This is a genomic window from Amycolatopsis deserti (assembly GCF_014653945.1).
Taxonomy (GTDB): Bacteria; Actinomycetota; Actinomycetes; order Mycobacteriales; family Pseudonocardiaceae; genus Amycolatopsis_E; species Amycolatopsis_E deserti.
Map to the genome: position 1 here is coordinate 1,121,289 of NZ_BNAU01000002.1, position 22,826 is coordinate 1,144,114.

Genomic DNA, 22,826 nt, shown 5'->3' on the forward strand with positions numbered 1-22,826 from the left:
TTACTCGCTAACCTGGGTACATGACCGCAGTGCAGCGGGAAATCGAGGCGGCGCCGGGCTCACGGCTCGCCGGCCCGGAGGACATCCGGGCCGGCCACCGGAGTTTCGCCGGCGTGCGCACCAGGGTGCTGGAAGTGGGTCCCAAACCCAAGCGGGGCACCGGAAGACTCGTCCTGCTGCACGGCTACTGCGACAGCGCCGACACCTGGCGCCCGGCGCTGACCGAACTGGCCGCCGCCGGGGTCCCCGCGGTGGCGGTCGACCTGCCCGGCTTCGGTGAAGCCGACCCCCTGCGCCCCGGCGCGATGCTCGCCCAGCTGGACGCGTTCGTCGCCGAGGTCGTGCGGTTCTACGCCGACCGCGGCAAGGTCGTGCTGGGTGGCAACTCGCTCGGCGGGACGATGAGCCTGCGCGCGGCCTGCCGCGAGCAGCTGCCGATCGCCGGGGTGGTGTCCATCGCCGCGCCCGGGTTCGTCGACTCCTGGCTGGTCCGGACCGTCGGGAAGTACCCGCTGCCGTTGCGGCTGGCGGCGTCGCTGCCGTTGCCGGTGCCCGGCTTCGTGGTGCGGACGATCGCCGGTCTCGTGGTGCCGTGGCTGCTCTACGCCGACCGGTCGGCCGCGGACATCGCCCACGTGTCGCGGTTCACCGGGCTGTTCCCGGACTTCCGCTCGACGACCACTCGTCTGGACCAGGCCCGCCAGCTGGTCGCCGAGCTGGCCGAGGCCTATGACGGGCTGGAATCGATCAAGGTCCCGCTGCTGGTGGTCGCGTGCGGCAAGGACCGGCTGGTGACGGCCGCCGCGGGCCGCCGGCTGCACGCGCTGGTGCCGCACAGCCGGCTGATGCTGCGCGAGGAGTGGGGGCACTGCCCGCAGCTGGACGACCCGGTCGCGATCGCCGAGCTGCTGAGCTACTTCCGGGCCGGTGCGGTGCACAAGAAATCGCGCCGCCGCACCACCGGGCTCACGCAGAAGGCCGCCGCGGGCTAGCTGTCACATCCGCTCGCGCCGTTCCGTCAGGGAGATAGAAACCCCAACCGGAACAGGAGTTCATCGTGGACGCTCGTCTGAACCTCTTCGCCAGCCCGACCGCCGGCAAGTTCCTGAAGCACATCTTCGCCGCCGGCAAGGTGCTCGAGGGATCGACCGTGCCCGAGAGCACGCGGAATCTGCTGACGCTGCGCGCCAGCCAGATCAACGGCTGCGGCTACTGCACGGACATGCACTTCAAGGACGCCGTGGCGGCGGGCGAGGAGCCGACGCGCCTCAACCTGGTGGCGGCCTGGCGCGACGCCACCGTGTTCACCGAGGCCGAGCGCGCCGCCCTGGAGCTGACCGAGGAGGGCACCCGCCTCGCCGACGCGGCCGGCGGTGTCAGCGACGAGGTGTGGGCCAACGCGGCCAAGCACTACGACGAGGAGCAGCTCGCCGCCCTGGTCGCCGCCATCGCCCTCATCAACGCGTGGAACCGCATCAACGTCATCGTCCAGAACCCCGCCGGCGACTACCGCCCCGGCCAGTTCCACTGAGCCGGCGCAAAGCCCCGGGACCTTCGGAGGTCCCGGGGCGGGCCCCGCCCTAGTAACGTGATCCGGTCATTACCCGGACGAGTGATTGGGGACATCGGTGGCCGTACACGAGCTGTTCCGGCGCAAACCCGTCGAACAGATCGAGGCCGTGGAGGGCGGCGGGCTCCAGCGGACCCTGGGCCTGTGGCAGCTGACCGCGATCGGCGTGGGCGGGATCATCGGCGCGGGCATCTTTTCGCTCGCGGGCGCGGTGGCGAACCAGACGGCCGGGCCGGCCGTGCTCATTTCGTTCCTGGTGGCCGGGATCGCCAGCGCGGCGGCGGCGTTCTCCTACGCCGAGTTCGCCGGGCTGATCCCGCGCGCCGGATCGGCCTACACCTACGGATACGCGGTGCTCGGCGAGCTGGTCGGCTGGTTAATCGGCTGGGACCTGCTGCTGGAGTACACCGCGATCGTCGCCGTGGTCGCGATCGGCATCTCCGGCTATTTCAACGATCTGCTCGGCTTCCTGGACATCCACCTGCCGCTGTGGATGTCCGGCGCGCCGGGCACCGAGCCGGAGGGCGTGGCGGCGGGTTCGTACAAGGTGAACCTGTTCGCGGTGCTGCTGTGCCTGCTGATCGCGTTCGTGCTGAATCAGGGCATGCGCTCGGCCGCGCGGTTCGAGACGCTGCTGGTGTACCTCAAGGTCGCGCTCGTGGTGCTGGTGATCGTGGTCGGCGCGTTCCACGTCAACACCGGCAACTGGTCCGACTTCTTCCCGTTCGGCGTCGGCGGCGCGTTCACCGGTGCGGCGACGGTGTTCTTCGCGGTGTTCGGCTACGACGCCATGTCCACCGCGGCCGAGGAGTCGCGTGACTCGCAGAAGCACATGCCCAAGGCGATCCTGTACTCGCTCGCGATCTCGATGGTGCTGTACGTGCTGGCGTGCCTGGTGCTGACCGGGATGGTGCCCTACACCGACATCGACTCGGAAGCCGCGTTCTCCAGCGCGTTCGAGTCGGTGGGGCTGCGCTGGCTCGGCGGGGTGATCGCGGTCGGCGCGATCCTCGGCATCCTGACCGTGTTGTTCACGTTCCTGCTGGGCGCGACGCGCGTCGGGTTCGCGATGAGCCGCGACGGGTTGCTGCCCAAGTGGTTCTCCGGCACGCACCCGGTGAAGAAGGTGCCGAGCCGGATGACGTGGATCCTCGGCGCCGCTGCGGCGGTGATCGCCGGGCTGCTGCCGATCGGCGAGGCCGCGGAGCTGACGAACATCGGGATCCTGCTGGCGTTCGTGGTGGTGTGCGTGGCGGTCGTGGTGCTGCGGTACCGCCGCCCGGACCTGCCGCGCACGTTCCGCTGCCCCGGGATGCCGGTGGTGCCGGCGATCGGCGTGGCGTTCTCGATCTGGCTGATCACGTTCCTGAAGCCGGAGACGTGGCTGCGCTTCGCGGTGTGGTTCGTCATCGGGCTGGTGGTGTACTTCGCCTACGGCCGGCGGCATTCGAAGCTGGCGGATCACCACCAGAGGTAGACGTACCCGGGCGCGCCGGGCATGCCGGCGGCGCCCCCCGCGCCGATCCCGCCCGGCGGGGCGCTCGGGATCACCCCCGCCGCGCCGGGCCGCTCCGCGGTCGCGTCACTGCCGGGCGCCGCGAGGCCGGGCGAGGTGCCGCAGTCGGCGGTGCCTCCCCGGCCGGGCGCCTCGGCGGTCCCGGGCGTGCCGCCACGGGCCACGACGAGCGGCGGGCTGCCGGCGACGCCCAGGCTGGAGTCACTGCCCGCCGCCCCGGCCGGCCCGCCTACGCCGACGGTCACGGTGTACTCGGTGGCCGGGGTGACCGCGACGGAGCACCACGCCGCTCCCCCGCCACCACCACCGGCGCTTCCCGGCGTTTCCGTCGTGGCTTCCGGGAGCTTCTCCCCACCACCGCCCGCGCCCCACAGGGCGACGAACACCGAGGTGACGCCCTCGGGCGCGGTGAACGTGCCGCTGACGGTGAAGGCCTGCTCCCCGTGGGCGGGTTCGGCCCCGTCCACCGGCGCGGCCGCCGTGATCAGGACAGCCGCCACGGCAACGGCTTTTCCGAACGCCATGCTCGAAAGGGTGCGCTCTCCGGCGGACTGGCGCACTTCTTTCAGCCGATGGGGTGAACCCGTCGGCCGTCAATATATTTGTGTGCGCACGCACGTAAATGCGGTACGCTGCGACACGACGGAAGGAGCACACGATGATCCCCTCGGTCGACGTCCCGCCCGGCGATCCCCGATTGCCCGCCTCGCCGGACGTGATTGTGGTCTATTCGGACCTGAACTGCTCGTTCGCCCACGTCGCGGTGCACCGGCTGCACGAGACGCGGGAACGGCTCGGCCTGACCGGCCAGGTGCGCTTCGACCACCGGGCCTTCCCGCTCGAACTGTTCAACCGCGGGGTCAACGAGCGGCCCGGGGTCGACTCGGAGGTCGCCGTGCTCGGCGCGCTGGAGCCGGACGCCGGCTGGCAGCTGTGGCAGGAGAAGGACTGGCGGTACCCGGTGACCATGCTGCCGGCGCTGGAAGCCGTGCAGGCCGCGAAGCAGCAGGGCCTGCACGTCTCGGAGCAGCTCGATCGCGCGCTGCGGAAGGCGTTCTGGGCGCAGAGCCGGTGCATCTCACTGCGCGACGTGATCCTGGACGTGGCGGCCGAGACCGGTGTGGTCGACGTGCCGGACCTGGCCGGACGGCTCGACCGGGGCGAGGCGCGCGCCGCCGTCATCGAGCAGTTCGAGTCGGCGCGCGACGACCGGGTCGTGTGCAGCCCCCACCTGTTCCTGGCCGACGGCACCAACGCGGCCAATCCCGGCGTCTCGGCGCGCTGGGTGAACGGTGGCTTCGGCGTCGGGTTCCCGGTGATCGACTCGGACGAGCCGGACATCTACCGGGTACTGCTGGAGAAGGCGGCGAGCCTGGCGTGATCACCACTGCTGACGGCCTCCGGATGGTGGCGGAACTCGCCCGTCCGGAGCGCTGGCTCGCCGTGCTCGTGACCGCCCGGGCCGACGGCCGGCCCGGTGTTTCCGTGGTGAACGCGGGAATCCTGCCGCACCCGGTGACCGGTGAGACCGTGGTCGCGTTCGTTTCCCGCGGCCGTACCGCGAAGCTCGCCAACCTGCGCGAACGTCCACATGCGACGCTGGTGTTCCGGTCCGGCTGGGAGTGGGTGTCGGTGTCCGGCCCGGTGGAGCTGGCCGGCCCCGACGACGTTCTGCCCGGCCTGCCGGACCCACGCCTCCTGCTCCGCGACATCTACACCGCCGCCGGCGGGGTGCACCCGGACCTGGACGAATACGACCGCGCGATGGCCGAGGACCGCCGCACCGCGGTGCTCCTGCGGCCGGCGCGCTTCACCACCAACCCACCTGGAACCGAACACGAGGAAGCCGAATGACCGACGCACCGTCGACCGTCCACCGTCCCGCGGCCGCCGCGGGGACCATCCAGGTCTGGTCGGACCTGCTCTGCCCGTTCGCGCACGTGGCCCTGCACCGCCTCCGGGTGGCCCGGGAGCGGCTGGGGCTGCAGGACCGGGTCCGGATCGACCACCACGCGTTCCCGCTGGAACTGTTCAACGGTCCGCACCCGAGGCCGGGTACCGACAGCGAGGCCGTGGGTCTCGGCGCGATCGAACCGGCGGCCGGGTTCCGCCTGTGGACCGCGGCGGACTGGCTGTACCCGAACACCGTGCTGCTCGCCAACGAGGCGGTGGCCGCGGCCAAGGCGCAGGGCCTGGGGCCGGCCGAGGACCTGGACCGCGCGCTGCGCCGGGCGTTCTGGGTGGACAACCGCACCATCGGCCATCGCACCGTCATCCTGGAGGTCGCCGCCGAGACCGGCACGGTCGACGTCGGCGCGCTGACCGAGGCGCTCGACTCCGGCCGGCACCGGGCGGACGTGATGACCGACTACGCCATCGCGCGGACCGACGAGGTGACCGGCAGCCCGCACCTGTTCACGCCGGACGGCACGGGTGTGCACAACCCGGGCATCACCGTGCACTGGGAAGGCCCGTGGGCGTCCGGCTTCCCCGTCGTGGACGAGCACGACTCGGACTGGACGGAAACGCTGCTGAAGAAGGCCATGGGGTGACCACTTCACTCCCGCTTCGGAGAGTGGCTCGCGACCAGGAGCGGGTCGAATCGCCCGGGCACGAAGCGATGGCGGCTCGCCTGCTGAACCTCCTGATGGACCGACTCCGGCCGTGCGCCTGCGGTCAACCCCAGGTGGCTGCTCGATCGCGGACCGGGAGCCAAGTGGGGAGTCATCCGGCCCTCGTCCAATCGAGGAACAGGTCGGGCTCCAGATCCTCGCCCGGGCCGAGCGCGTAGCGGGAGAAGTCGGTGATGCCCTCTTGTTCGAGGACGGCGTCGTCCAGGTAGAAGTTCCCCGTGCAGCTCCGCGCGTCGCGGGTGAGGATCGCGTGGGCGGCGTCGGCCATGATCCGCGGGGAACGTGATCGCTCCAGCATCGCGTTGTCGCCCACGACGTGCTCGACCGCCGCGGTGGCTATCGTCGTGCGCGGCCACAGGGAGTTCACCGCGATGCCCTCGCCCGCCAGCTCGTGGGCCAGTCCCAGGGTGCACAGGCTCATGCCGTACTTCGCGATGGTGTACCCGAGGTGGCGGCCCGCCCACCGCGGCGACAGGTTCAGTGGCGGCGACAGGTTCAGGATGTGCGGGTTCGCCGACTTGCGCAGGTGCGGCAGGCACGCCTTGCTGAGCAAGAAGGTTCCCCGCGCGTTGACGTCCTGCATGAGGTCGTACCGCTTCATCGTCAGATCGGTGGTCGCCGACAGGTCGATCGCGCTCGCGTTGTTGACGCACACGTCGATCGAGCCGAATGCGAGCGCCGTGCGTTCCACCGCCTCGAGCACGGCGTCGTCGTCCCGGACGTCTCCGACGATCGGCAGCGCGTTGCCGCCCGCCCGCTCGATCTCCCGGGCGGCCGTGTGGACCGTGCCCGGCAGCTTGGGGTGCGGCTGACCGGTTTTCGCCAGCAGTGCGACGTTCGCGCCGTCCCGCCCGGCCCGGACCGCGATCGCGAGGCCGATGCCCCGGCTGCCACCGGACATGATCACCGTCTGGCCCGACAAGTCACGCGGCACGGAATTCCTCCTTCTCCTCGGCGATTCCCCCATCATGCGGCCGCCGCCGGTCCGCCTCCACGGTTCGAACCGACAACGCCGCGGCCCGCCGTTGTCGGTCGCGGCCACCTCGCCGCGGCCCGGGCCCTCCGCGACGGGCAGTTTTGGTTCTGATCGACAAAGGCCGCGGGCAACTTGGTCGGCACGAGCCATGTCGTGCGGCTCGGATCCGCTCCTAGTGTCTTGCCTCACACGAAGACGTGACTGTGAGGTGTTTCGATGAGCATCGGCTACTTCCCGTGGAACCGGCCTGCGGCCGCGGCGGACCGGCCGTGCCTGCGCGATCCCCAGACGGAACTGACCTACGGCCAGGTGAACCTCCGGGTCGAGGCGATCACCGAACAACTGGCGGAGCGCGGCATCGGGAACGGGGACGTCGTCGCGATCATGCTCCCCAACCGGGTCGAACTGCTCCTCGTCATCCTCGCGGCCTGGAAGATCGGGGCGGTCGCCACTCCGCTGAACCCCGCGTTCACGGTGACCGAAGCGCGGTACCAGCTCGACGATTCCAGGGCCGCCCTGCTGGTGACGGACCGGGACCCGGCCGGCTACCACGTGCCGGTCCTGGACGTGCGGGATCTGGCCACCCTCCCGGCCGGCACCGGGTCGCCGGCGCGCTCCGATCCCGCGGACATCGCGCTGCTGATCTACACCAGCGGGTCGACCGGCCGTCCGAAGGGCGTCATGCTCGACCACGCCAACCTGCGGGCCATGACGTCGATGCTGGCCGGCCACCTGCACCTGGGCGCCGACGACCACTGCCTGCTCGTGCTGCCCCTGTTCCACGTCAACTCGCTGTGCGTGAGCTTCCTGGCGCCCATGCTCGTCGGCGCCCAGATCACGATCCTGCCCCGGTTCGCGCCGGACACCTTCCTGGCGGCCGTGCGAGAGCACCGGCCGACCTACTTCTCCGCCGTGCCGACCATCTACGCGCGGCTGGCCGAACTCCCGGACCACGTCCGGGCGGACCTGACGTCGGTGCGCTTCGCCGTGTGCGGAGCCGCGCCGATGCCACGCGAGCTGCTCGAACGGTGCGCCGACCGGTTCGGCATCGTCATCGTCGAGGGCTACGGGCTCACCGAGGGCACGTGCGCGTCGACCTGCAACCCCCTCGACGGTCCCCGCAAGCTGGGCACGGTCGGCCCGCCGTTGCCCGGGCAGCAGGTGAAGATCGTCGACGAGGCGGGCCGCGAGTGCGCCACCGGACAGGCCGGCGAGGTCGTCATCGCGGGACCCAACGTCATGCGCGGCTACCTAAACCGGCCGGAGGCCACCGCGGAAACCGTGCGCGGCGGCCTGCTGCACACCGGAGACGTCGGATACCTCGACGAGGACGGCTACCTCGTCCTGGTCGACCGCATCAAGGACATGATCATCCGGGGTGGCGAGAACATCTACCCCAAGGAGATCGAGGCGGCGTTGTGCCGCCACGACGCCGTGCTGGAAGCCGCCGTCATCGGCGAACCACACCCGGTCTACGGCGAGGTGCCGGTGGCCTTCGTCGTCCGTTACCCCGGCGCGACCGCCACCGCGGAGGAACTGCTCGAGCACTGCCGGCGCGACCTCACGAAGGTCAAGCTCCCGGCGCGCATCTCGATCGTCGACGCCCTGCCGAGGAACCCGGTCGGAAAGATCGACAAACCCGCGCTGCGCAGCGCACTTCCGGTCGCCCGATAAGAATTCGCTCAAAGGAGAGAGAAACGTGGGACTCACCAAACCGGACTTCCCGCCGGTCGATGTCGAGACTTTTCTCGGCCAACCGTTGCGGGAGCGCATCAAGGCGCTGTCACTGCACTGGGTCGAGTACGGCTTCGGCTCCCCCAAGCTGTTCCACCTGATCTACGCCGTGAAGGTGCTCGTGCTGCACGTGGTCGCCGGCGCGGCGGCGGCGACCTGGTCGTCCGGTCTCGGTCCGTTCTGGGACGTCGCGACCTGGTGGAACGAGCCCATCGTGTACCAGAAGCTGATCCTGTGGACGGTGCTGCTGGAGACCGTCGGCGTGGCCGGCTCGTGGGGGCCGCTCGCGGGCAAGTTCAAGCCGATGACCGGTGGCGTGCTGTTCTGGACCCGCCCCGGCACGATCCGCGTCCGCCCCTGGCGCCGAGTGCCGTTCACCTCCGGCGATCGCCGCACCGTGTTCGACGTGCTGCTCTACCTCACGGTGCTCGGGGCGCTGCTGGCCGCCATCCTCACCCCCGGGCGGCCCAGCGCGACGCTGTCGGCCGCTCTGCCCGGCAACACGTCCGGCCTGGTGAACCCGGTGCCGGTCGCCGTCGCGATCGCCGCGCTGGTGTTGCTCGGCCTGCGGGACAAGGTGATCTTCCTGGCGGCCCGGGGTGAGCAGTACCTGCCCGCGATGGTGTTCTTCGTCGCCCTGCCCTTCGTGGACATGATCGTCGCGCTGAAGCTGCTGATCGTGGTCGTGTGGATCGGCGCCGGGGTGTCGAAGTTCGGCAAGCACTTCTCCAACGTCGTCCCGCCGATGGTGAGCAACAGCCCGTGCATCCCGGCGAAGTGGTTCAAGCGCGCGCACTACCGGGACTTCCCGCGCGACATCCGTCCGTCCAAAGTGGCCGGTTTGCTGGCCCACGTCGGCGGCACCTGCGTCGAGATCATCACGCCGCTGATCCTGCTGCTGTCGACCAACCGGGTCCTGACGCTCGCCGCGGTCGCGATGATGGTGCTGTTCCACCTGTTCATCACCTCGACGTTCCCGCTGGCGGTCCCGCTGGAGTGGAACATCCTGTTCGCCTTCGCCGCGATCTTCCTGTTCTGGGGCTTCCCCAACGAGGCCGGCTACGGGATCGGCGACATGTCCTCGCCCTGGCTGACCGCCGCGATCGCCGCCGGCCTGCTGTTCTTCCCGGTTCTGGGCAACCTGCGGCCCGACCTCGTCTCGTTCCTGCCGTCGATGCGGCAGTACGCGGGCAACTGGGCGTCGGCGCTGTGGGCGTTCGCTCCGGGCGCCGAGGAGAAGCTCGACGCCGTGCGCCGTCCGACGCGGAACCAGATCGACCAGCTCAAGGGCATGGGTTACGCCCCCGCCATCGCCGAGATCACGATGCAGCAGACCATCGCGTGGCGCTCGATGCACAGCCAGGGACGCGGCCTGTTCTCCCTGCTGTACAAGCACCTGCCCGACATCGACCGGTGGACGATCCGGGAGGCCGAATTCGCGTGCAACTCGCTGCTCGGCTTCAACTTCGGCGACGGTCACATGCACAACGAGGACATGCTGGCCGCGTTGCAACGGCGGTGCGGGTTCGAACCCGGCGAGTTCCTCGTGGTGTGGGTGGAATCCCAGGCCATCCACAGCCGGGTCCAGCACTACAAGGTCATCGACGTCGCCGTCGGCGTGATCGAGCGCGGCACGTGGAAGGTCGCCGACGCCGTCGCCGAGCAGCCCTGGCTGCCGAACGGGCCCATCCCGCTGCAGGTGGAGTGGTCACGGGCCGCGGACGGCGACCAGACGGCGCAGGCCACCCCGCAGCGCCGCACCCCGCAGCACCGCACTGGGACGCCGGCATGACCACCGCCGTCGTGGTCGGCAGCGGGCCCAACGGGCTCGCTGCCGCCACCGCCCTCGCGCGGGCGGGTGTGGACGTCACCGTGCTGGAAGCCGCGGCGGAGATCGGCGGTGGTACCCGGTCGAGTGAGGCCATCCTGCCCGGTCTGCTGCACGACCACTGCTCGGCGTTCCACCCCATGGCAGCCGGCTCGCCGTTCCTGCGGGAGCTCGGCCTCGAGCGGTACGGGCTGGAGTGGCGGTGGCCGGAGATCGACTGCGTGCACCCGCTGGACAACGGCGACGCCGGCGTCCTGCACACCTCGCTGGAGCGCACGGCCGAGGGTCTGGGCGCCGACGGGCCGCGGTGGCGGGTGCTGTTCCGGCCGTCCGAGACGTTCGACGACTGGTCCTCCGACATCATGGGGCCGCTGGTCCGGCTGCCCGAGCACCCGCTGCGGATGGCGCGGTTCGGCGCGCCGACCCTGCTCCCCGCCTCCCTGCTCGCGCGGGTGTTCCGCACCGAACGGGCCCGGGCGCTGTTCGGCGGGGTGGCGGCGCACGCGTTCCGGCCGCTGCACCTCCCGCTCACCTCGGCGATCGGGGTGGGGATCATCACCGCGGGGCACCGGTACGGCTGGCCGGTGGCGGCGGGCGGGTCGCGGTCGATCACCGCGGCCATGGCCGCGCTGCTGGCCGACCTCGGCGGCAAGATCGAGACGGGCGTCCGGGTGTCCGCGGCCAGTGATCTGCCGCCCGCCGACATCACGGTTTTCGACCTGGCACCGGGTGCGGTCGCCGACATCCTCGGCGACCGCCTCCCGCCCGGTGTCGCCCGGTCCTACCGGCGGTTCCGGCACGGGCCGGGCGCGTTCAAGGCCGACTTCGCCGTCGCGGGCGGGGTGCCCTGGACCAATCCGGACGCCCGACGGGCCGGCACCGTCCACCTCGGCGGGGAGTACCGCGAGATCGCCGCCACCGAACGCGAGATCCACGCGGGACGGATGCCCGAGCGCCCGTTCGTCCTGGTGGGGCAGCAGTACCTGGCGGACCCGGCGCGGTCGGCGGGGGACGTCCATCCGGTGTGGACCTACGCGCACGTGCCGCACGGGTACACCGGTGACGCGACCGAGGCCATCGTCGCGCAGATCGAGCGGTTCGCGCCGGGGTTCCGCGAGCGGATCGTCGGCACGGCGGTGCGGTCGGCGACCGGGTTCGCCGCGTACAACCCCAACTACGTGGGCGGTGACATCATCACCGGCAGCAAGGACGTCCGGCAGCTGGTCTTCGGTCCCCGGATCGGCCTCGACCCCTACGCGACGGGCGTCCCGGGCGTGTACGTCTGCTCCGCCGCGACTCCGCCCGGTCCGGGTGCGCACGGCATGTGCGGTGCCCACGCCGCGGCGCGTGCGCTGCGCGACCTGCGCCGCGGGGACGGCCGCGTTGCCGCATAATGGGGTCTCCCACCACCTGGGAGGAAGGTATGCGGTGAGGTCCGGGCCGTCGGGTAACGGGACCGCCGACGGGGACGTCGCGCGGTGGGTGGTCACCGTCGCCACGGACCTCAACCCGCGGCTCGGTGACATCACCGACAGCATCCGGGTGCAGCTGGCCGAGCGGATCGACGCCCTGCGCGGTGATCAGCGCCTGGTCGACCTGCTCCGGGCCAGCATCGAGAGCAACGTCGACACGATCCTGCACATCCTGCAGCACGACATCCCCGTCGCCAACGTCGAACCGCCGTCGGCCGCGGTGGAGTACGCGCGCCGCCTCGCGCAGCGCGGCGTGCCGGTCTACGCCCTGGTCCGGGCCTACCGGCTCGGCCAGGATCACCTGCTCAAGCTGTGCTTCGCCGAGATCGAGCGCCGCATCGCCGACACCGGCATCGCGTTCCGCGTGTCCCAGCGTTTCGTGGAGGTGACCTTCAGCTACATCGACTGGATCTCCCAGCAGGTCACCACCGTCTACGAGGACGAGCGGGAACGGTGGCTGGAGAACCGCAGCACGCTGCGGGCGGTGCGGATCCGCGAGCTGCTCGACGGCCGCGACTTCGACCTCGAATCCGCCGAAGCCGCGATCGGGCACCCGCTGCGCCAGCACCACCTCGGAGTCGTCGTCTGGCGCCGGGGCGAGAGCGAGAGCGGCGACAACGACCTGTCCGGGCTCGAGCGCACGGTGAGCGCGGTGGGCCGGGCGCTGCGCTGTACCGGGCGCCCCCTGTTCGCCGCCTGCGACCGCACCAGCGGCTGGGGCTGGCTGCCGTTCGACGGCCCGGTGCCCGCGGTCGATCCGGCCACCGTCGCCGGCATCCTGCGCGGGACGGCGCCGGGAGTGGCGGCGGCGCTCGGCAAGCCGGCAGCGGACGTGAACGGCTTTCGCGAGACGCACCGGCAGGCGCTGCTGGCGCAGCGGGTGGCGCTGGTCGCCGGCCCCGCGGCGCACACCGTGACCTCCTACGGCGATCCCGGGGTGCGGGCGGCCGCGCTGATGTGCGCCGACCTGGACCAGGCCCGGACCCTGGTGCACGCCACCCTCGGCAAGCTCGCCCTCGACGACCCCTACCACGCTCGCCTCCGCGAGACCCTGCTCAGCTTCATGACCGCGGGATCCAGCTACACCGCGGCCGCCGAACGCCTGACGTTGCACAAGAACTCGGTGAAGTACCGCGTGCTGAAGGCCGAAGAAGAACGGGGCGCCCCCATCGGCGACGACCGGCTCGACGTCGAACTCGCCCTGACGGCATGCCATTGGCTCGGCCCGTCACTGCTGATTCCCGCCGGCTCCCCGGCGCGCGGCGGCTGACGACCGCCCGGTCAGTCGCCGCCGAGGAAGACCACCGCGTCGTCGAGCTGGGCGCGGTCGGTGCGGAACCCGTTGACCGGGTGCTCGGTGTCGGCGTAGCCGAAGGAGACCGCGCAGACCACCAGCCGTTCGGCCGGGATCCGCAGGCACCGGTGGACGTGGTCGGCGTGCATCGCGATCGCGGCCTGCGGGATCGTGGCGACGCCGAGCGCGGTGGCGGCGTTGAGGAGGTTCGCCACGTAGCCGCCGCAATCGATCGCGCCGTAGACGCCCTGCTCGCGGTCGGTGGTGACGACCGCGACGTGCGGGGCGCCGAAGAACTCGAAGTTCCTCAGGCGCTGCGCCTCCCGCGCGTCGCGGTCCTCCCGCCGGATCCCGAGGCTCCGGTAGAGCGCGTACCCCGCGCCGCGCCGGCGCTCCTGGTACACCCCGTGGTATCCGGCGGGCATCGGCAGGTCCGGCGCGGGCTCGTGGGTCTTCGCGTGCTCGGTCAGACCGCGCGCGAATCGCCGGGTCGCCTCGCCCGAGGTGACGTACACCTGCCACGGCTGGGTGTTGCACCACGACGCGGTCCGCTGGGCGGTCCCGAACATCTCGCGCATCACCGCGTCCGGCACCGGATCCGGCAGGAAGGCACGGCAACTCCAGCGCTGCCCGAGCAGCCGGTCGAACCCGGTGGTGGTCAGGGAACTCCTCACCAGCAACACAATATATTATACTTGCCACTTCGTCCCGTGACCGCCGCCACTACCCGGCCAGGTTCTCCTCGAAGAACGGCGTGGCCTCCTCGACGGCGCGCTTGACGTACTCCGGTACGTCGTAGAAGTCCATGTGGGTGCCGCCCTCGACGACCACCAGCTTCTCCGCCGACCGCACCCGCGAGTGCAGCTCCGTGGTGTGCCACAGGGAGCCGGCCGCGTGGTCGGTCATCGCCGCGGTGACGGCGTACCCGCCGCCGGCGCAGACGCCCAGCACACCGATGCGCCCGGCGGCGACGTAATCGACGGTCTGCAGGTGGTCGACCGCGGCGCGCACGTCCTCCACGCGGGCGGCAGGTACAGGTTGCCCGCCATGCCGATCGGGCCGTTGGGGAAGGTGATCGTCTGCACTGGACACTCCCTGGATTCGGTTCCGCCCGGCGGTTCCCGATCTCCGGCGTGTCCGACGAGGTCCTGCACGCCATCGCCAGGGCGCTGCAGCTCGACGACATCGAGACGGCCCACCTGTTCGACCTGGTGTGCGCCGCCACCCGCCGCGCCGGGGCGCGCACGGTGAAGCCGCGCGCCGCGCGGCAACGGGTCCCCGACGGCGTGCAGGCGCTGATGGACTCGATGGCCGGCGCCCCGGCGATCGTCCAGAACGGCCACCTCGACCTCGTCGGCGCCAACGCGCTGGGGCGGGCGCAGCGCGGAGTTCCGGACGCGGTGGGCCGCCCACGACGTGCGGGCCCACCGGCGCGGCACGAAGCAGTTCCACCACCCGGTGGTGGGCGACCTCACCCTGCGCTTCGAAGCGCTCGAGATCACCAGCGCGGCCAACCTGACGCTGATCGGCTACACCGCGGAGCCCGGGTCCCCCTCGGCCGAGGCGCTGCAGCTCCTCGCGAGCTGGATCGCGACCGCGCCGTCACCGCCAGGCGAGCGCGCCCGCGCCGACTGACCGACAATGACCGGATGCCGGCGCCGAACGCACGGGTCCACCGGGACGTCTCACCACTGGAGCTCTTCTTCGACCTGGTGTTCGTCCTGGCCATCGGCCAGCTCACGCACCACCTGATCGAGCACCTGACCTGGCGGGGCGCCGGCGAGACGCTGATCGCCCTCGTCGCCGTGTGCGGGGTCTGGGCGTTCACGTCCTTCGAGGTCACCCTGCTCGACATCGAGCGCGCGGCCACCCGCGCGATCACCCTCCTGGTGATGGGTCTCGGCCTGTTCATGAACGCCGGGATCAAACACGCGTTCGACTCCGGGCCGTGGGTCTTCGTCGTGCCGATGCTGCTCGCGCTCGCCGGCCCGGGTGCCTACGCCGCGGCGACCTCGCCCGCGCCCGAACTGCGCCGGCACTTCGTGCGCGTGCTGATCTGGATCGGCGCGTCCGCGCCCTTCTGGGTGGCCGGAGCGGTGTCGGGCCCCGAGTCCCGGATCTGGTGGTGGGCCGCCGGCGCGCTCATCGATCTGCTCGGCACCTGGACCGCGCACCCGATGCCCGGTCGCACGACCCGGACCGAACGCCTCCCGTTCGACGCCAAGCACATGCTCGAACGGCTGCGGCTGTTCCTCATCATCCTGCTGGGTGAAACCGTGCTCACCCTCGGACGGGTGCTCGCCGACCACGCCCAGGACGCCCTGACCCCGCTGCTGGCCCTGGGCGGTTTCGTCGCGCTGGTCTGCCTCTGGGCGATCTACTTCGGACGGTCCGAGCAGGAGGTCGTCAGCCACGCGGCCGAGAGCGCCGACCCGATCCGGTCGGTGCACCTGGGCATCAACGTGGTCTACGGGGTGGTCGCCGGGCTGGTCGTGTTCGCCGCGGGGATGGAGCTGGTCCTCGTCCACGCCCACGACCCGGCCGCCGGGATCGCCGGTGTGCTGGTGGCCGTCGGCCCGCTCGTCTACCTCGCGGCGCAGGCCGTCTACTTCCGGGCCGAACCGGGCACCGGGTGGCTGCCCCGCGCCCTCGGCGCCGCCGCCCTGGGAATCGTCGCCGCGGCCGCGTACTGGCTGCCGGCGTTCGGGGTAGTGACGCTCCTGGTCGTCGTCCTCGTCGTACCGGCCGCCCACCTCGTGCGGGCCCGGGCGAGGTGAGTCAGACCCGCCGCTCCCGGCCGCGCCACAGCTGCTCCCGCAGCAGGCGCTTCTCGATCTTCCCCGTGCCGGTCTTGGGCAGTTCGTCGAGGAAGATCACCGACTTCGGGACCTTGTACCCGCCCAGCCGGGCCCGGCAGTGGGTCAGCACCTCCGCCGCGGACAGGGCGCTCCCGGGGGACACGAAGGCGGTGATGGCCTCACCCCACCGGTCGTCGGGAGCGCCGACCACCGCGACCTCCCGCACCCCGGGCAGGTCGGAGATGACGGTTTCGATCTCCCGCGGGTACACGTTGAACCCGCCGGTGATGATCATGTCCTTGCGGCGGTCGAGGATGAACAGGAACCCGTCCTCGTCGAGGTACCCGACGTCACCGGTGTGCGCCCACCCACCCGCGAAGGTCTCCGCCGTCTCCTCGGGCCGGCGCCAGTAACCGGCGCTGACGTGCTCGCCACGGGTGCGGATCTCCCCCGTCTCGCCGGGCGGCACCGGCCGCCGCGCCGCGTCGACGATCTCCAGCTCGACGTGCGGCGTGACCCGGCCGGCCGACGCCAGCCGCGGCAGGCCCCGCGCGTTGCGGGTCTCCACGTGGTCCTCCGGCCGCAAGGTCGTGATGGGCAGCTGCGCCTCGCTGGCGCCGTAGAGCTGCTGCATCGCGTCGCCGAACCAGGCGCGGGCCCGCGCCGCGACGCCGGGCTGGATGGCCGAGCCGGCGTAGGGCAGGACCCGGACGCCGCCGACGCGGCCGCGCGGCGCGTCCCGGGCCGACAGCTCCTCCACCAGCATCGTGATCATCGTGGGCACGAGCGGCAGCACGGTGACCTCGCCGCCCAGCGCCGCGTCGGCGACCCGGGCCGCGTCGAACCCCCGCTCGTGGATGTTCAGCCCGCCACAGGCGGTGACGACGTCGGCGATACCGCCGCTGAAGTGGCTCACCGGCGCGGTGTGCAGAGCCGCGTCCCCGGGTCCCAGGCCGGGCAGGACCTCGCGGGCGTTGCGGATCAACGCGCCCACCGCCCGATGCGGGACCCGCACCCCCTTCGGCTGCCCGGTCGAGCCGGACGTGTAGAGCAGCCAGGCGTCGGATTCCGGTTCCGGGAGCGGCAGTTCGTCGTCGGTGCCGGACGCGACGAACTCCTCGAACGGGATGCACCCCGGGGGAACGTCGCCCTCCCCCAGCACCACGACGTCCCGCACGCCGGGCGGCACCCAGTCCGTGCCGTTGCGGGACAGCCATTCGCCGTCCACGAGGACGGCCACCGGTTCGGCGTCGGCGGCGATGCGGGCCAGTTCGGCCGGGTGCAGGCGGGTCAGCAGCCCGGTCCGCACGTACCCGCCGAGCGCGATCCCGTGGTAGGCCTCGGTCCATTCGCAACGGTTCGGCGACACGATGACCACGCGCGAACCGGGGGCCGCGCCGAGCCGGCGGAACGCCCGGGCGATCCGCCGGGCCCGGGCGCCCAGTTCTCCGTAGGTCAGCGTCCGGCGCTCGTCGCGGATCGCCGGGCGGTCCGCGTGCTCGCGGTAGGCGCGCGCGTAGACCTGGGCCAGTGGGGTAGGGGACATCGGGTCACCCCAGCCGCGAGGGCGCCCAGTCGCGCGTCGGCGACCGCCAGGCCGGCCAGTGGTCCTCCGGCTCGGGCCGGGTCACCGACAGGTGGGTGAAGCAGTCCTGGCACTTCACCACCATGCGCGGTCCGAGGTAGTTGGCCACGGGGTAGCGGGCGACGTCGCCGCTCCCGCACGACGGGCAGGTGGCGTCCACGGGCTGCCGTGCCACGGAGACCCGCTCGGTCTCCGGGCGCGGGAAGAGGAGTCGGTCGACGGACATGTGCGGTGCCTCCTAGAGGATCCAGTTCAGGGGGGTGGCGACGGGCACGCTCCAGGTGCCCGCCGCGCGCAGCGCCGCCAGTTCGGCCCGGCGCCGGGCGGTCGCGTCGCGGTCGATCCGCTCGCCGTCGAGGACGGCACCGAAGGCGAGAACGGCGAACTCCGGGCTGTAGAGACCGTCGCGGAGGTCGCGTTCGAGCCGGCCGAGGTCGCGGGCGAGGGGATCGCCCCAGCCACCGCCGCCGCCGATGAGGAAGCGGATCGCGTCGCCGGCCTTGAGCACGAGCCCGGAGAACTTGCCGGTGGAGTACCGCGCGCCGCGGCAGAACCCGCCGTGGTTGGGATCGGGCCTGCCGTCGGCGTCGAACATGCCGAACAGCGGCTCCGCGGGGCGGAGGTCGAGCGGGTCGGCGTGCCGCGCGAGGTCGAAGTCCTTGATGTACCACCCGAACGCGGGTGCGCCGGCACCCGCGCCGGCCGCGCCCGGCGCGCCGACCCGGACCCGGTCGCAGGTGACCGTGACGATCGTGTCGGCCTGGGCGGTCAGGGTGTACACCGAGCCCAGACCGCCCCGGTACCGCCCGGCGCCCGCGGTGTCGGCGACCATCTCGTGCTGGGCGACGATCAGCGGGCTCTCGATCTCCACGTGCTCCTGCACCGAGGTGCGGCAGTTGCCGATCGGCGTGACGCAGAAGGAGATCCCGTCCTCCTTCCACGTGCCGCCCCAGCCACCGCCGGTGAGGGCGAACGCGCCCCACGGCGTGCCGCCGTGACCGGGCCGGGTGTCGATGCCGCCCAGGCTGATGACCAGCGCGGTGCCGGTGTCGCAGGCGATCGAGCGGTCGCCGATGGCCTCGCTGAGCGCGCCGGCGACGGCGTTGATGCACCGGGCCCCGATGTCGGCGTGGTTGGAGCAGCTGGACGGCGGGAGCACGCAGACCACGCTGCCCTGGGGCAGCAGCGTTTCGATCGGCCGCAGCGTGCCGCTGTTGACCGGCGTGCCCGGATCGGCCATGAGCTTGACGGCCTCGATGCAGCGGACCGCCTCGCACCACGCGGTCCCGCAGTTGCCCAGCGGCTGCCGTCCCGAGCCGGAGAAGTCGATCTCCATGCTGTCCCCGCGGACCTTCACGGTGACCCGCACCGGGATGGGCTCGTCGGTCACGCCGTCCTCGTCGAGGAAGTCCTCGACGGTGTAGTCACCGTCCGGGATGCCGGCGATACCGCGGCGCATGCTCGCCTCGGTCGCCTCGATCGCGTACCGGCCGGCGGCCTTGACCCGGTCCAGGCCGCCGCGGGCGACGAGCGCCTGGAGCTGCCGCTCCCCCACCACCAGGCAGCCGTGCAGGGCCCGCAGGTCGCCCAGGACCAGCTGGGGCACCCGGTTGTTCTCCAGGATGTAGTTGAACAACGGCCGCACCGGGACGTCGTTGGCGTAGAGCAGCGACGGCGGGAGCTTGATCTGCTCCTCGAACGCGGTCTGCGTGCCGTTGGAGAACCCGCCGGGGATGGGCCCGCCGAGGTCGACCAGGTGGGAGGTCGAGTGCAGGATGAACTCGACGCGGCCGTCGACGAAGACGGGGCGGAGCAGGTTCACGTCGGACTGGTGGATCGTCCCGCGCCACGGGTCGTTGACGAAGATGACGTCGCCGGGCTGCAGTGTGTCGAGGTCGAACTCGTCCATCACGAAGTTCACGATGTGCGGCGAGGTGAAGGCGTGCTGCATGCAGCCCTCCCACTGCGCCGCCGTCTCCCACGCGTCACCGCTGCGGATGTGGATCGCGGTGGTGCAGTCCAGGATGTCCCGGCACACGGGCGAGAAGGCGCTGCGCATCAGGGCCTCGTTCATCTCGCGGGCGACCTCGATCAGGCCGTACCGCAGGATGTCCAGTTCGAACTCGGCCGCCGGTTCCGTGGTGGTGGTCATGCTCGTCGCGCTCCTCAGCCGTGGTTCTCGATGATCAGCAGGCGGTCGTCGTCGATGCGGGCGCGGCGGCCGGGCAGGACGACGGTCGTGGCGAACTTCTCGGACACGATCGCCGGGCCCGCCACGACCTCTCCGGGCTGGAGGCGTTCGCGGACGTGGACGGGCACGCGCACGGTGTCCCCCGCGCCGGGGATCCGCAGATCCCGGTGTCCCAGCAGGGATTCGCCGTCCTCGGCGGCCGACGGCGGGACCTTGTGCGGCCGCGGGATCACCGCGGTCACCTCCAGGGTCGACACGACGACCGGGATCTCGGTGGCGGAGAACCCGTAGGACTCCTGGTAGAAGGCGTGGAAGTCGGCGACGATCTCCGGCACGCCCGCGGCGGTCACCCGGTCCCGCCGCAGCGGGAGCCGGTTGTCCCACGTCTGCCCGCGGTACATGCCGAAGAGGGCGCGGTCGAAGGTCAGGCCCTCGATGTCCACCCCCTGCGCGGTCAGCTCCTCGGTGAGGGCGCGTTCCATCGCGGCGAACCCGTCCTCCATCACCGCGGCGTTGTCCGGGGAGAGCGGGATCATCAGCGACTGCGCCCGCGTCGTGCGCAGGTCGCTCTGCAGCAGCCCGAGTGCCGAGAACTGCCCCGGCGTGGTGGGGACGACGACGGTGTCCACGCCGAGGATCCGCGCCACGCGGTCGGCGAGCATCGGCCCGGCCGACCCGAACGGCAGCAGGGCGAAGTCGCGCACGTCCAGTCCACGGTAGACGGAGATGGTCCGGATCTTGGCGGCGATGTCCTCGCACGCGACCCGGTAGGCGGCCTCGGCCAGGTCCTCGGCGGAGAGGTTCCACCGTTCGCCGGTGCGCGCCAGCGCCGCGCGGGCGGCTTCGACGTCGAGCGTGATCCGGCCGCCGGCGAACAGGTCGGGTTGCAGGACCCCCAGCACCAGGCAGGCGTCGGTGAGCGTGGCCTCGGTGCCGCCGCGCCCGTAGCAGGCGGGGCCGGGGTTCGAGCCGGCCGAGGCGGGGCCGACCGCGATCCGGCCGAGAGCGTTGGGACCGATGATGCTGCCCGCGCCCGAGCCGACGCTTTCTACGTCGACCAGCGGCATGGTGAGCGTCAGGCCGGTCTCCAGCGTCCACAGGTCGGTCAGCGGGGTCCGCGCGTCCACGATGGCGGCCACGTCCGTGCTGGTCCCGCCGACGTCCATGGTCAGCAGGTTCCCGCGGCCGGCGTCCCGCGCCAGCCGGATGCTGCCGGTCACGCCGCCCACCGGCCCGGACACCAGCTGGAAGACCGGTGCCCGGCCGGCGTCGGCGACCGTGGCGACACCGCCGTTGGTCATCATGATCCACAACGTCCCGCCGAACGCGCGCTCCGCCAGCGCCACCGTGAGGCGCCGCAGGTACCCGACGACGGCGGGCCCGACGTAGGCGTCCAGAGCGACCGTCGTGGTCCGCTCGTGCTCCTTGGTCACCGGGTACAGGTCCGAGGTCTGGACGTAGGCGTGCGGCATCTCCTCGGCGAGGATCTCGGCGGCGCGGCGCTCGTGCCCGCGGTCGCGGTAGGAGTTCAGGAAGCACACGCCGACCGCCTCGACACCCCGGGCGGCGAGCGCGCGGGCCGCCTCCCGCACCGCGTCCTCGTCCAATGCGAGCAGTTCCGTGCCGTCGTAGGCGATCCGCTCCGGGATGCCGATCCGGTTGTGCCGCTCGACGACGGGGCGTTCCTGGTGCGGCCGCAGCCAGGTGGGGTCGTAGAACCGGTCCCCGAACTCGCGGTGCATCCGCCCGATGTCGAGCAGATCGCGGTGTCCCCGGGTGGCGAGCAGGCCGGTCCGCGCTCCCGCACGGCTGAGCAGGGCGTTGATGCCGACGGTGTGCCCGTGCACGATCTCCGCCACACCCGGGACGTCCACGTCGATCGCGGCGAGCGCCCGCAGCACGCCCTTCTCCTGCTCCGGCGTCGAAAGCACCTTGCCGTCGCGGATCTCGCCGGTGTTCCGGTTGAGCCCGACGATGTCGGTGAAGGTTCCCCCGACGTCGATCCCGACCAGCCAGTCGGCTGAGCTTCGTTGCTCGGTCACGTCTTGCCTCCAGGCCTCGTCCGATCCGAGGCGCCCAGTCTGCGACCGGGATCACACCGGGGGCATCGTCCGGGGGGCGGAGGTTTCCTACGACCTTCGGGCAGTCAGCCAGCAGGCGATGGCCTCGGCCCGGCTGGTGACGCCGAGCTTGCGGAGGATGTGGGTGACGTGGGTCTTCGCCGTGCGCTCGGAGATCACCAGCTGCCGGGCGATGTGCCGGTTGGAGTGCCCGGCGGCGAGCAGCTCCATCACCTGGACCTCGCGCGCGGTCAGATCCGCCGCGGCGGGTGGCGCGGGCGGCACCGGCCCGCGCACCGCGGCCGGGTTGGTCATGAGCGCCTCCGCGGCGCCCCGCAGGACGGCCACGCCGTCCATCAGCATCAGCCGTCCGAGCGAGTGGCTGAGCGCCTCCGCCATGACGGACAGCAGCGCCTGGTCGGTGGCGTCGACGTCGCGGCGCTGGTGGTAGCAGTCGCCGTGCAGCAGTCCGGCGACCTCGCCGTGGACGGTCAGCGGCGCGACACCGTAGGAGGTGGACCTGGTGACCCGGATGAGGTCGCGGTCGACCCGGTCGCTGTGCTGCGCGTCGAAGATCAGGCGCGGTTCGGCCCGGCGGACCACGTCCGCTTCGACGAGCCGGCCGTCGAGCTGCGGTGGGGAGGCCTTGCCGACGGCCACGATCTCGTCCGCCCAGCGCGGCTCGCGCACGACGCACATCGTGTGCAGCCGCCACACCGAATCCTCCACCCGCGACACGAGGACGCGGTCGAAGCCCAGGCGGCAGCCGGCCTCCGGGACCCGGCCGAGGAGCTCGTCCACGGTGCGCGCGTCGCGGACGGACGCCAGCGCCCCGGCCACGCGCCGCAGCAGCACGTGCCGTTCGGCGAGCCGGGCCTCGGCCAACTCGGCCTCGACCTCGCGGATCCGGCCGAGCAGGTCGACGAGCTCCCGCTGCCGCGCCGACCCGGTACCGTCCAGGGACCGCAGGGTCTCCCCCATCGCGGCGTTCCAGATCCTGCTCAGGACCGGTCTCGCGTGGTTCTCCCACGGCAGGTCGAACCGGGGCGACGGGACGTCGATGCCGAGCGCCGCGGAGGCGTCGGCGCACAGATCGCGGTACCGTTCCGCGACGCCCGTTCGCTCCGCCGCCTGGACAGCCGTGTTCGCATCCATGGTGGGCCCACCTC

The 22,826-nt window shown here is 71.9% G+C and carries 21 protein-coding genes; 12 read left to right on the plus strand and 9 right to left on the minus strand.

The genetic code is table 11. The annotated features are described in order from the left end of the window. The first annotated feature begins 20 nt into the window (after window positions 1-20). The 3 genes from IE290_RS13725 to IE290_RS13735 all read left to right on the plus strand — a co-directional run bounded on the left by IE290_RS13725 (window position 21) and on the right by IE290_RS13735 (window position 3,047). Window positions 21-992 carry an alpha/beta fold hydrolase gene (locus IE290_RS13725; RefSeq protein ID WP_191244912.1) on the plus strand — a complete coding sequence of 324 codons (972 nt, stop codon included), beginning with the start codon at window positions 21-23 and terminating at the stop codon, window positions 990-992. A 65-nt stretch (window positions 993-1,057) separates the two neighbouring features. Then, complete coding sequence (locus IE290_RS13730) at window positions 1,058-1,531, plus strand: carboxymuconolactone decarboxylase family protein (protein WP_191244913.1); 474 nt, start codon at window positions 1,058-1,060, stop codon at window positions 1,529-1,531. A 97-nt stretch (window positions 1,532-1,628) separates the two neighbouring features. After that, window positions 1,629-3,047 (plus strand): amino acid permease, encoded by a 1,419-nt coding sequence (locus IE290_RS13735; RefSeq protein ID WP_191244914.1) that lies wholly within the window; start codon window positions 1,629-1,631, stop codon window positions 3,045-3,047. Here the strand turns inward: IE290_RS13735 and IE290_RS13740 are convergent. Further along, a complete protein-coding gene (locus IE290_RS13740) occupies window positions 3,032-3,610 on the minus strand; it encodes a glycine-rich domain-containing protein (protein WP_191244915.1) in 579 nt (192 codons plus the stop codon). The two genes, IE290_RS13735 and IE290_RS13740, sit on opposite strands and share 16 nt — an antisense overlap. 134 nt (window positions 3,611-3,744) lie before the next feature. Here IE290_RS13740 and IE290_RS13745 point away from each other — a divergent pair, with 134 nt between their 5' ends. From IE290_RS13745 to IE290_RS13755, 3 genes are read left to right on the plus strand one after another with little or no spacing between them, the layout of a single operon-like run. Next, window positions 3,745-4,467 carry a DsbA family oxidoreductase gene (locus IE290_RS13745; RefSeq protein ID WP_191244916.1) on the plus strand — a complete coding sequence of 241 codons (723 nt, stop codon included), beginning with the start codon at window positions 3,745-3,747 and terminating at the stop codon, window positions 4,465-4,467. Then, window positions 4,464-4,940 carry a TIGR03618 family F420-dependent PPOX class oxidoreductase gene (locus IE290_RS13750; protein ID WP_373300449.1) on the plus strand — a complete coding sequence of 159 codons (477 nt, stop codon included), beginning with the start codon at window positions 4,464-4,466 and terminating at the stop codon, window positions 4,938-4,940. The genes IE290_RS13745 and IE290_RS13750 overlap by 4 nt, the downstream gene beginning before the upstream one ends. Further along, complete coding sequence (locus tag IE290_RS13755) at window positions 4,937-5,638, plus strand: DsbA family oxidoreductase (RefSeq protein ID WP_191244917.1); 702 nt, start codon at window positions 4,937-4,939, stop codon at window positions 5,636-5,638. Before IE290_RS13750 ends, IE290_RS13755 begins: the two co-directional genes overlap by 4 nt. 172 nt (window positions 5,639-5,810) lie before the next feature. Here IE290_RS13755 and IE290_RS13760 read toward each other — a convergent pair whose 3' ends face one another. Then, window positions 5,811-6,620: an SDR family oxidoreductase gene (locus IE290_RS13760; protein WP_229874502.1), complete on the minus strand. Its 810-nt coding sequence runs from the start codon at window positions 6,618-6,620 to the stop codon at window positions 5,811-5,813. A gap of 291 nt (window positions 6,621-6,911) precedes the next feature. Here IE290_RS13760 and IE290_RS13765 point away from each other — a divergent pair, with 291 nt between their 5' ends. From IE290_RS13765 to IE290_RS13780, 4 genes are read left to right on the plus strand one after another with little or no spacing between them, the layout of a single operon-like run. Then, the gene (locus tag IE290_RS13765) at window positions 6,912-8,369 is read left to right on the plus strand and encodes a class I adenylate-forming enzyme family protein (RefSeq protein WP_191244918.1); all 1,458 of its coding nucleotides are present in this window, start codon (window positions 6,912-6,914) and stop codon (window positions 8,367-8,369) included. A gap of 25 nt (window positions 8,370-8,394) precedes the next feature. Next, window positions 8,395-10,221 carry a DUF3556 domain-containing protein gene (locus IE290_RS13770; RefSeq protein ID WP_191244919.1) on the plus strand — a complete coding sequence of 609 codons (1,827 nt, stop codon included), beginning with the start codon at window positions 8,395-8,397 and terminating at the stop codon, window positions 10,219-10,221. Continuing rightward, the gene (locus IE290_RS13775; RefSeq protein WP_191244920.1) at window positions 10,218-11,651 is read left to right on the plus strand and encodes a phytoene desaturase family protein; all 1,434 of its coding nucleotides are present in this window, start codon (window positions 10,218-10,220) and stop codon (window positions 11,649-11,651) included. Before IE290_RS13770 ends, IE290_RS13775 begins: the two co-directional genes overlap by 4 nt. Window positions 11,652-11,685: 34 nt before the next feature. After that, window positions 11,686-12,999, plus strand: a complete 1,314-nt coding sequence (locus IE290_RS13780; RefSeq protein ID WP_191244921.1) for a PucR family transcriptional regulator — start codon at window positions 11,686-11,688, stop codon at window positions 12,997-12,999. Window positions 13,000-13,010: 11 nt separating this feature from the next. Here the strand turns inward: IE290_RS13780 and IE290_RS13785 are convergent, their stop codons facing one another. Further along, window positions 13,011-13,697 (minus strand): nitroreductase, encoded by a 687-nt coding sequence (locus IE290_RS13785; protein ID WP_229874462.1) that lies wholly within the window; start codon window positions 13,695-13,697, stop codon window positions 13,011-13,013. A gap of 49 nt (window positions 13,698-13,746) precedes the next feature. Beyond that, window positions 13,747-14,478 (minus strand): alpha/beta hydrolase, encoded by a 732-nt coding sequence (locus tag IE290_RS38545; protein ID WP_373300450.1) that lies wholly within the window; start codon window positions 14,476-14,478, stop codon window positions 13,747-13,749. Here IE290_RS38545 and IE290_RS37845 point away from each other — a divergent pair. Together IE290_RS37845 and IE290_RS13800 are read left to right on the plus strand one after the other, a co-directional pair. After that, window positions 14,440-14,658 (plus strand): MmyB family transcriptional regulator, encoded by a 219-nt coding sequence (locus tag IE290_RS37845; RefSeq protein WP_229874464.1) that lies wholly within the window; start codon window positions 14,440-14,442, stop codon window positions 14,656-14,658. The genes IE290_RS38545 and IE290_RS37845 overlap by 39 nt on opposite strands. A 14-nt stretch (window positions 14,659-14,672) precedes the next feature. Then, window positions 14,673-15,800: a low temperature requirement protein A gene (locus IE290_RS13800; RefSeq protein WP_191244922.1), complete on the plus strand. Its 1,128-nt coding sequence runs from the start codon at window positions 14,673-14,675 to the stop codon at window positions 15,798-15,800. Window position 15,801: 1 nt separating this feature from the next. On the opposite strand, the gene IE290_RS13805 is transcribed toward IE290_RS13800, so the two are convergent. The 5 genes from IE290_RS13805 to IE290_RS13825 all read right to left on the minus strand — a co-directional run bounded on the left by IE290_RS13805 (window position 15,802) and on the right by IE290_RS13825 (window position 22,812). Then, window positions 15,802-17,367 carry a class I adenylate-forming enzyme family protein gene (locus IE290_RS13805; protein ID WP_191244923.1) on the minus strand — a complete coding sequence of 522 codons (1,566 nt, stop codon included), beginning with the start codon at window positions 17,365-17,367 and terminating at the stop codon, window positions 15,802-15,804. Window positions 17,368-17,371: 4 nt separating this feature from the next. Then, window positions 17,372-17,632, minus strand: a complete 261-nt coding sequence (locus tag IE290_RS13810) for a hypothetical protein (RefSeq protein WP_191244924.1) — start codon at window positions 17,630-17,632, stop codon at window positions 17,372-17,374. Window positions 17,633-17,644: 12 nt separating this feature from the next. After that, on the minus strand, window positions 17,645-19,558 hold the full coding sequence (locus tag IE290_RS13815; protein WP_191244925.1) for a hydantoinase B/oxoprolinase family protein: 1,914 nt from the start codon (window positions 19,556-19,558) through the stop codon (window positions 17,645-17,647). Between the two features lie 14 nt (window positions 19,559-19,572). After that, entirely contained in the window at window positions 19,573-21,639 is a 2,067-nt protein-coding gene (locus IE290_RS13820; RefSeq protein ID WP_191244926.1) for a hydantoinase/oxoprolinase family protein, read from the minus strand. 87 nt (window positions 21,640-21,726) lie between these two features. Beyond that, on the minus strand, window positions 21,727-22,812 hold the full coding sequence (locus tag IE290_RS13825) for a helix-turn-helix transcriptional regulator (protein ID WP_191244927.1): 1,086 nt from the start codon (window positions 22,810-22,812) through the stop codon (window positions 21,727-21,729). Window positions 22,813-22,826: the final 14 nt, after the last annotated feature.

Bases quoted from the DNA above. Each gene is read 5' to 3' on its own strand.
- IE290_RS13725 (WP_191244912.1), top strand. From the start codon at position 21: ATGACCGCAGTGCAGCGGGAAATCGAGGCGGCGCCGGGCTCACGGCTC.
- IE290_RS13740 (WP_191244915.1), bottom strand. From the start codon at position 3,610: ATGGCGTTCGGAAAAGCCGTTGCCGTGGCGGCTGTCCTGATCACGGCG.
- IE290_RS13745 (WP_191244916.1), top strand. From the start codon at position 3,745: ATGATCCCCTCGGTCGACGTCCCGCCCGGCGATCCCCGATTGCCCGCC.
- IE290_RS13755 (WP_191244917.1), top strand. From the start codon at position 4,937: ATGACCGACGCACCGTCGACCGTCCACCGTCCCGCGGCCGCCGCGGGG.
- IE290_RS13760 (WP_229874502.1), bottom strand. From the start codon at position 6,620: ATGTCCGGTGGCAGCCGGGGCATCGGCCTCGCGATCGCGGTCCGGGCC.
- IE290_RS13765 (WP_191244918.1), top strand. From the start codon at position 6,912: ATGAGCATCGGCTACTTCCCGTGGAACCGGCCTGCGGCCGCGGCGGAC.
- IE290_RS13775 (WP_191244920.1), top strand. From the start codon at position 10,218: ATGACCACCGCCGTCGTGGTCGGCAGCGGGCCCAACGGGCTCGCTGCC.
- IE290_RS13800 (WP_191244922.1), top strand. From the start codon at position 14,673: ATGCCGGCGCCGAACGCACGGGTCCACCGGGACGTCTCACCACTGGAG.
- IE290_RS13805 (WP_191244923.1), bottom strand. From the start codon at position 17,367: ATGTCCCCTACCCCACTGGCCCAGGTCTACGCGCGCGCCTACCGCGAG.
- IE290_RS13810 (WP_191244924.1), bottom strand. From the start codon at position 17,632: ATGTCCGTCGACCGACTCCTCTTCCCGCGCCCGGAGACCGAGCGGGTC.
- IE290_RS13815 (WP_191244925.1), bottom strand. From the start codon at position 19,558: ATGACCACCACCACGGAACCGGCGGCCGAGTTCGAACTGGACATCCTG.
- IE290_RS13825 (WP_191244927.1), bottom strand. From the start codon at position 22,812: ATGGATGCGAACACGGCTGTCCAGGCGGCGGAGCGAACGGGCGTCGCG.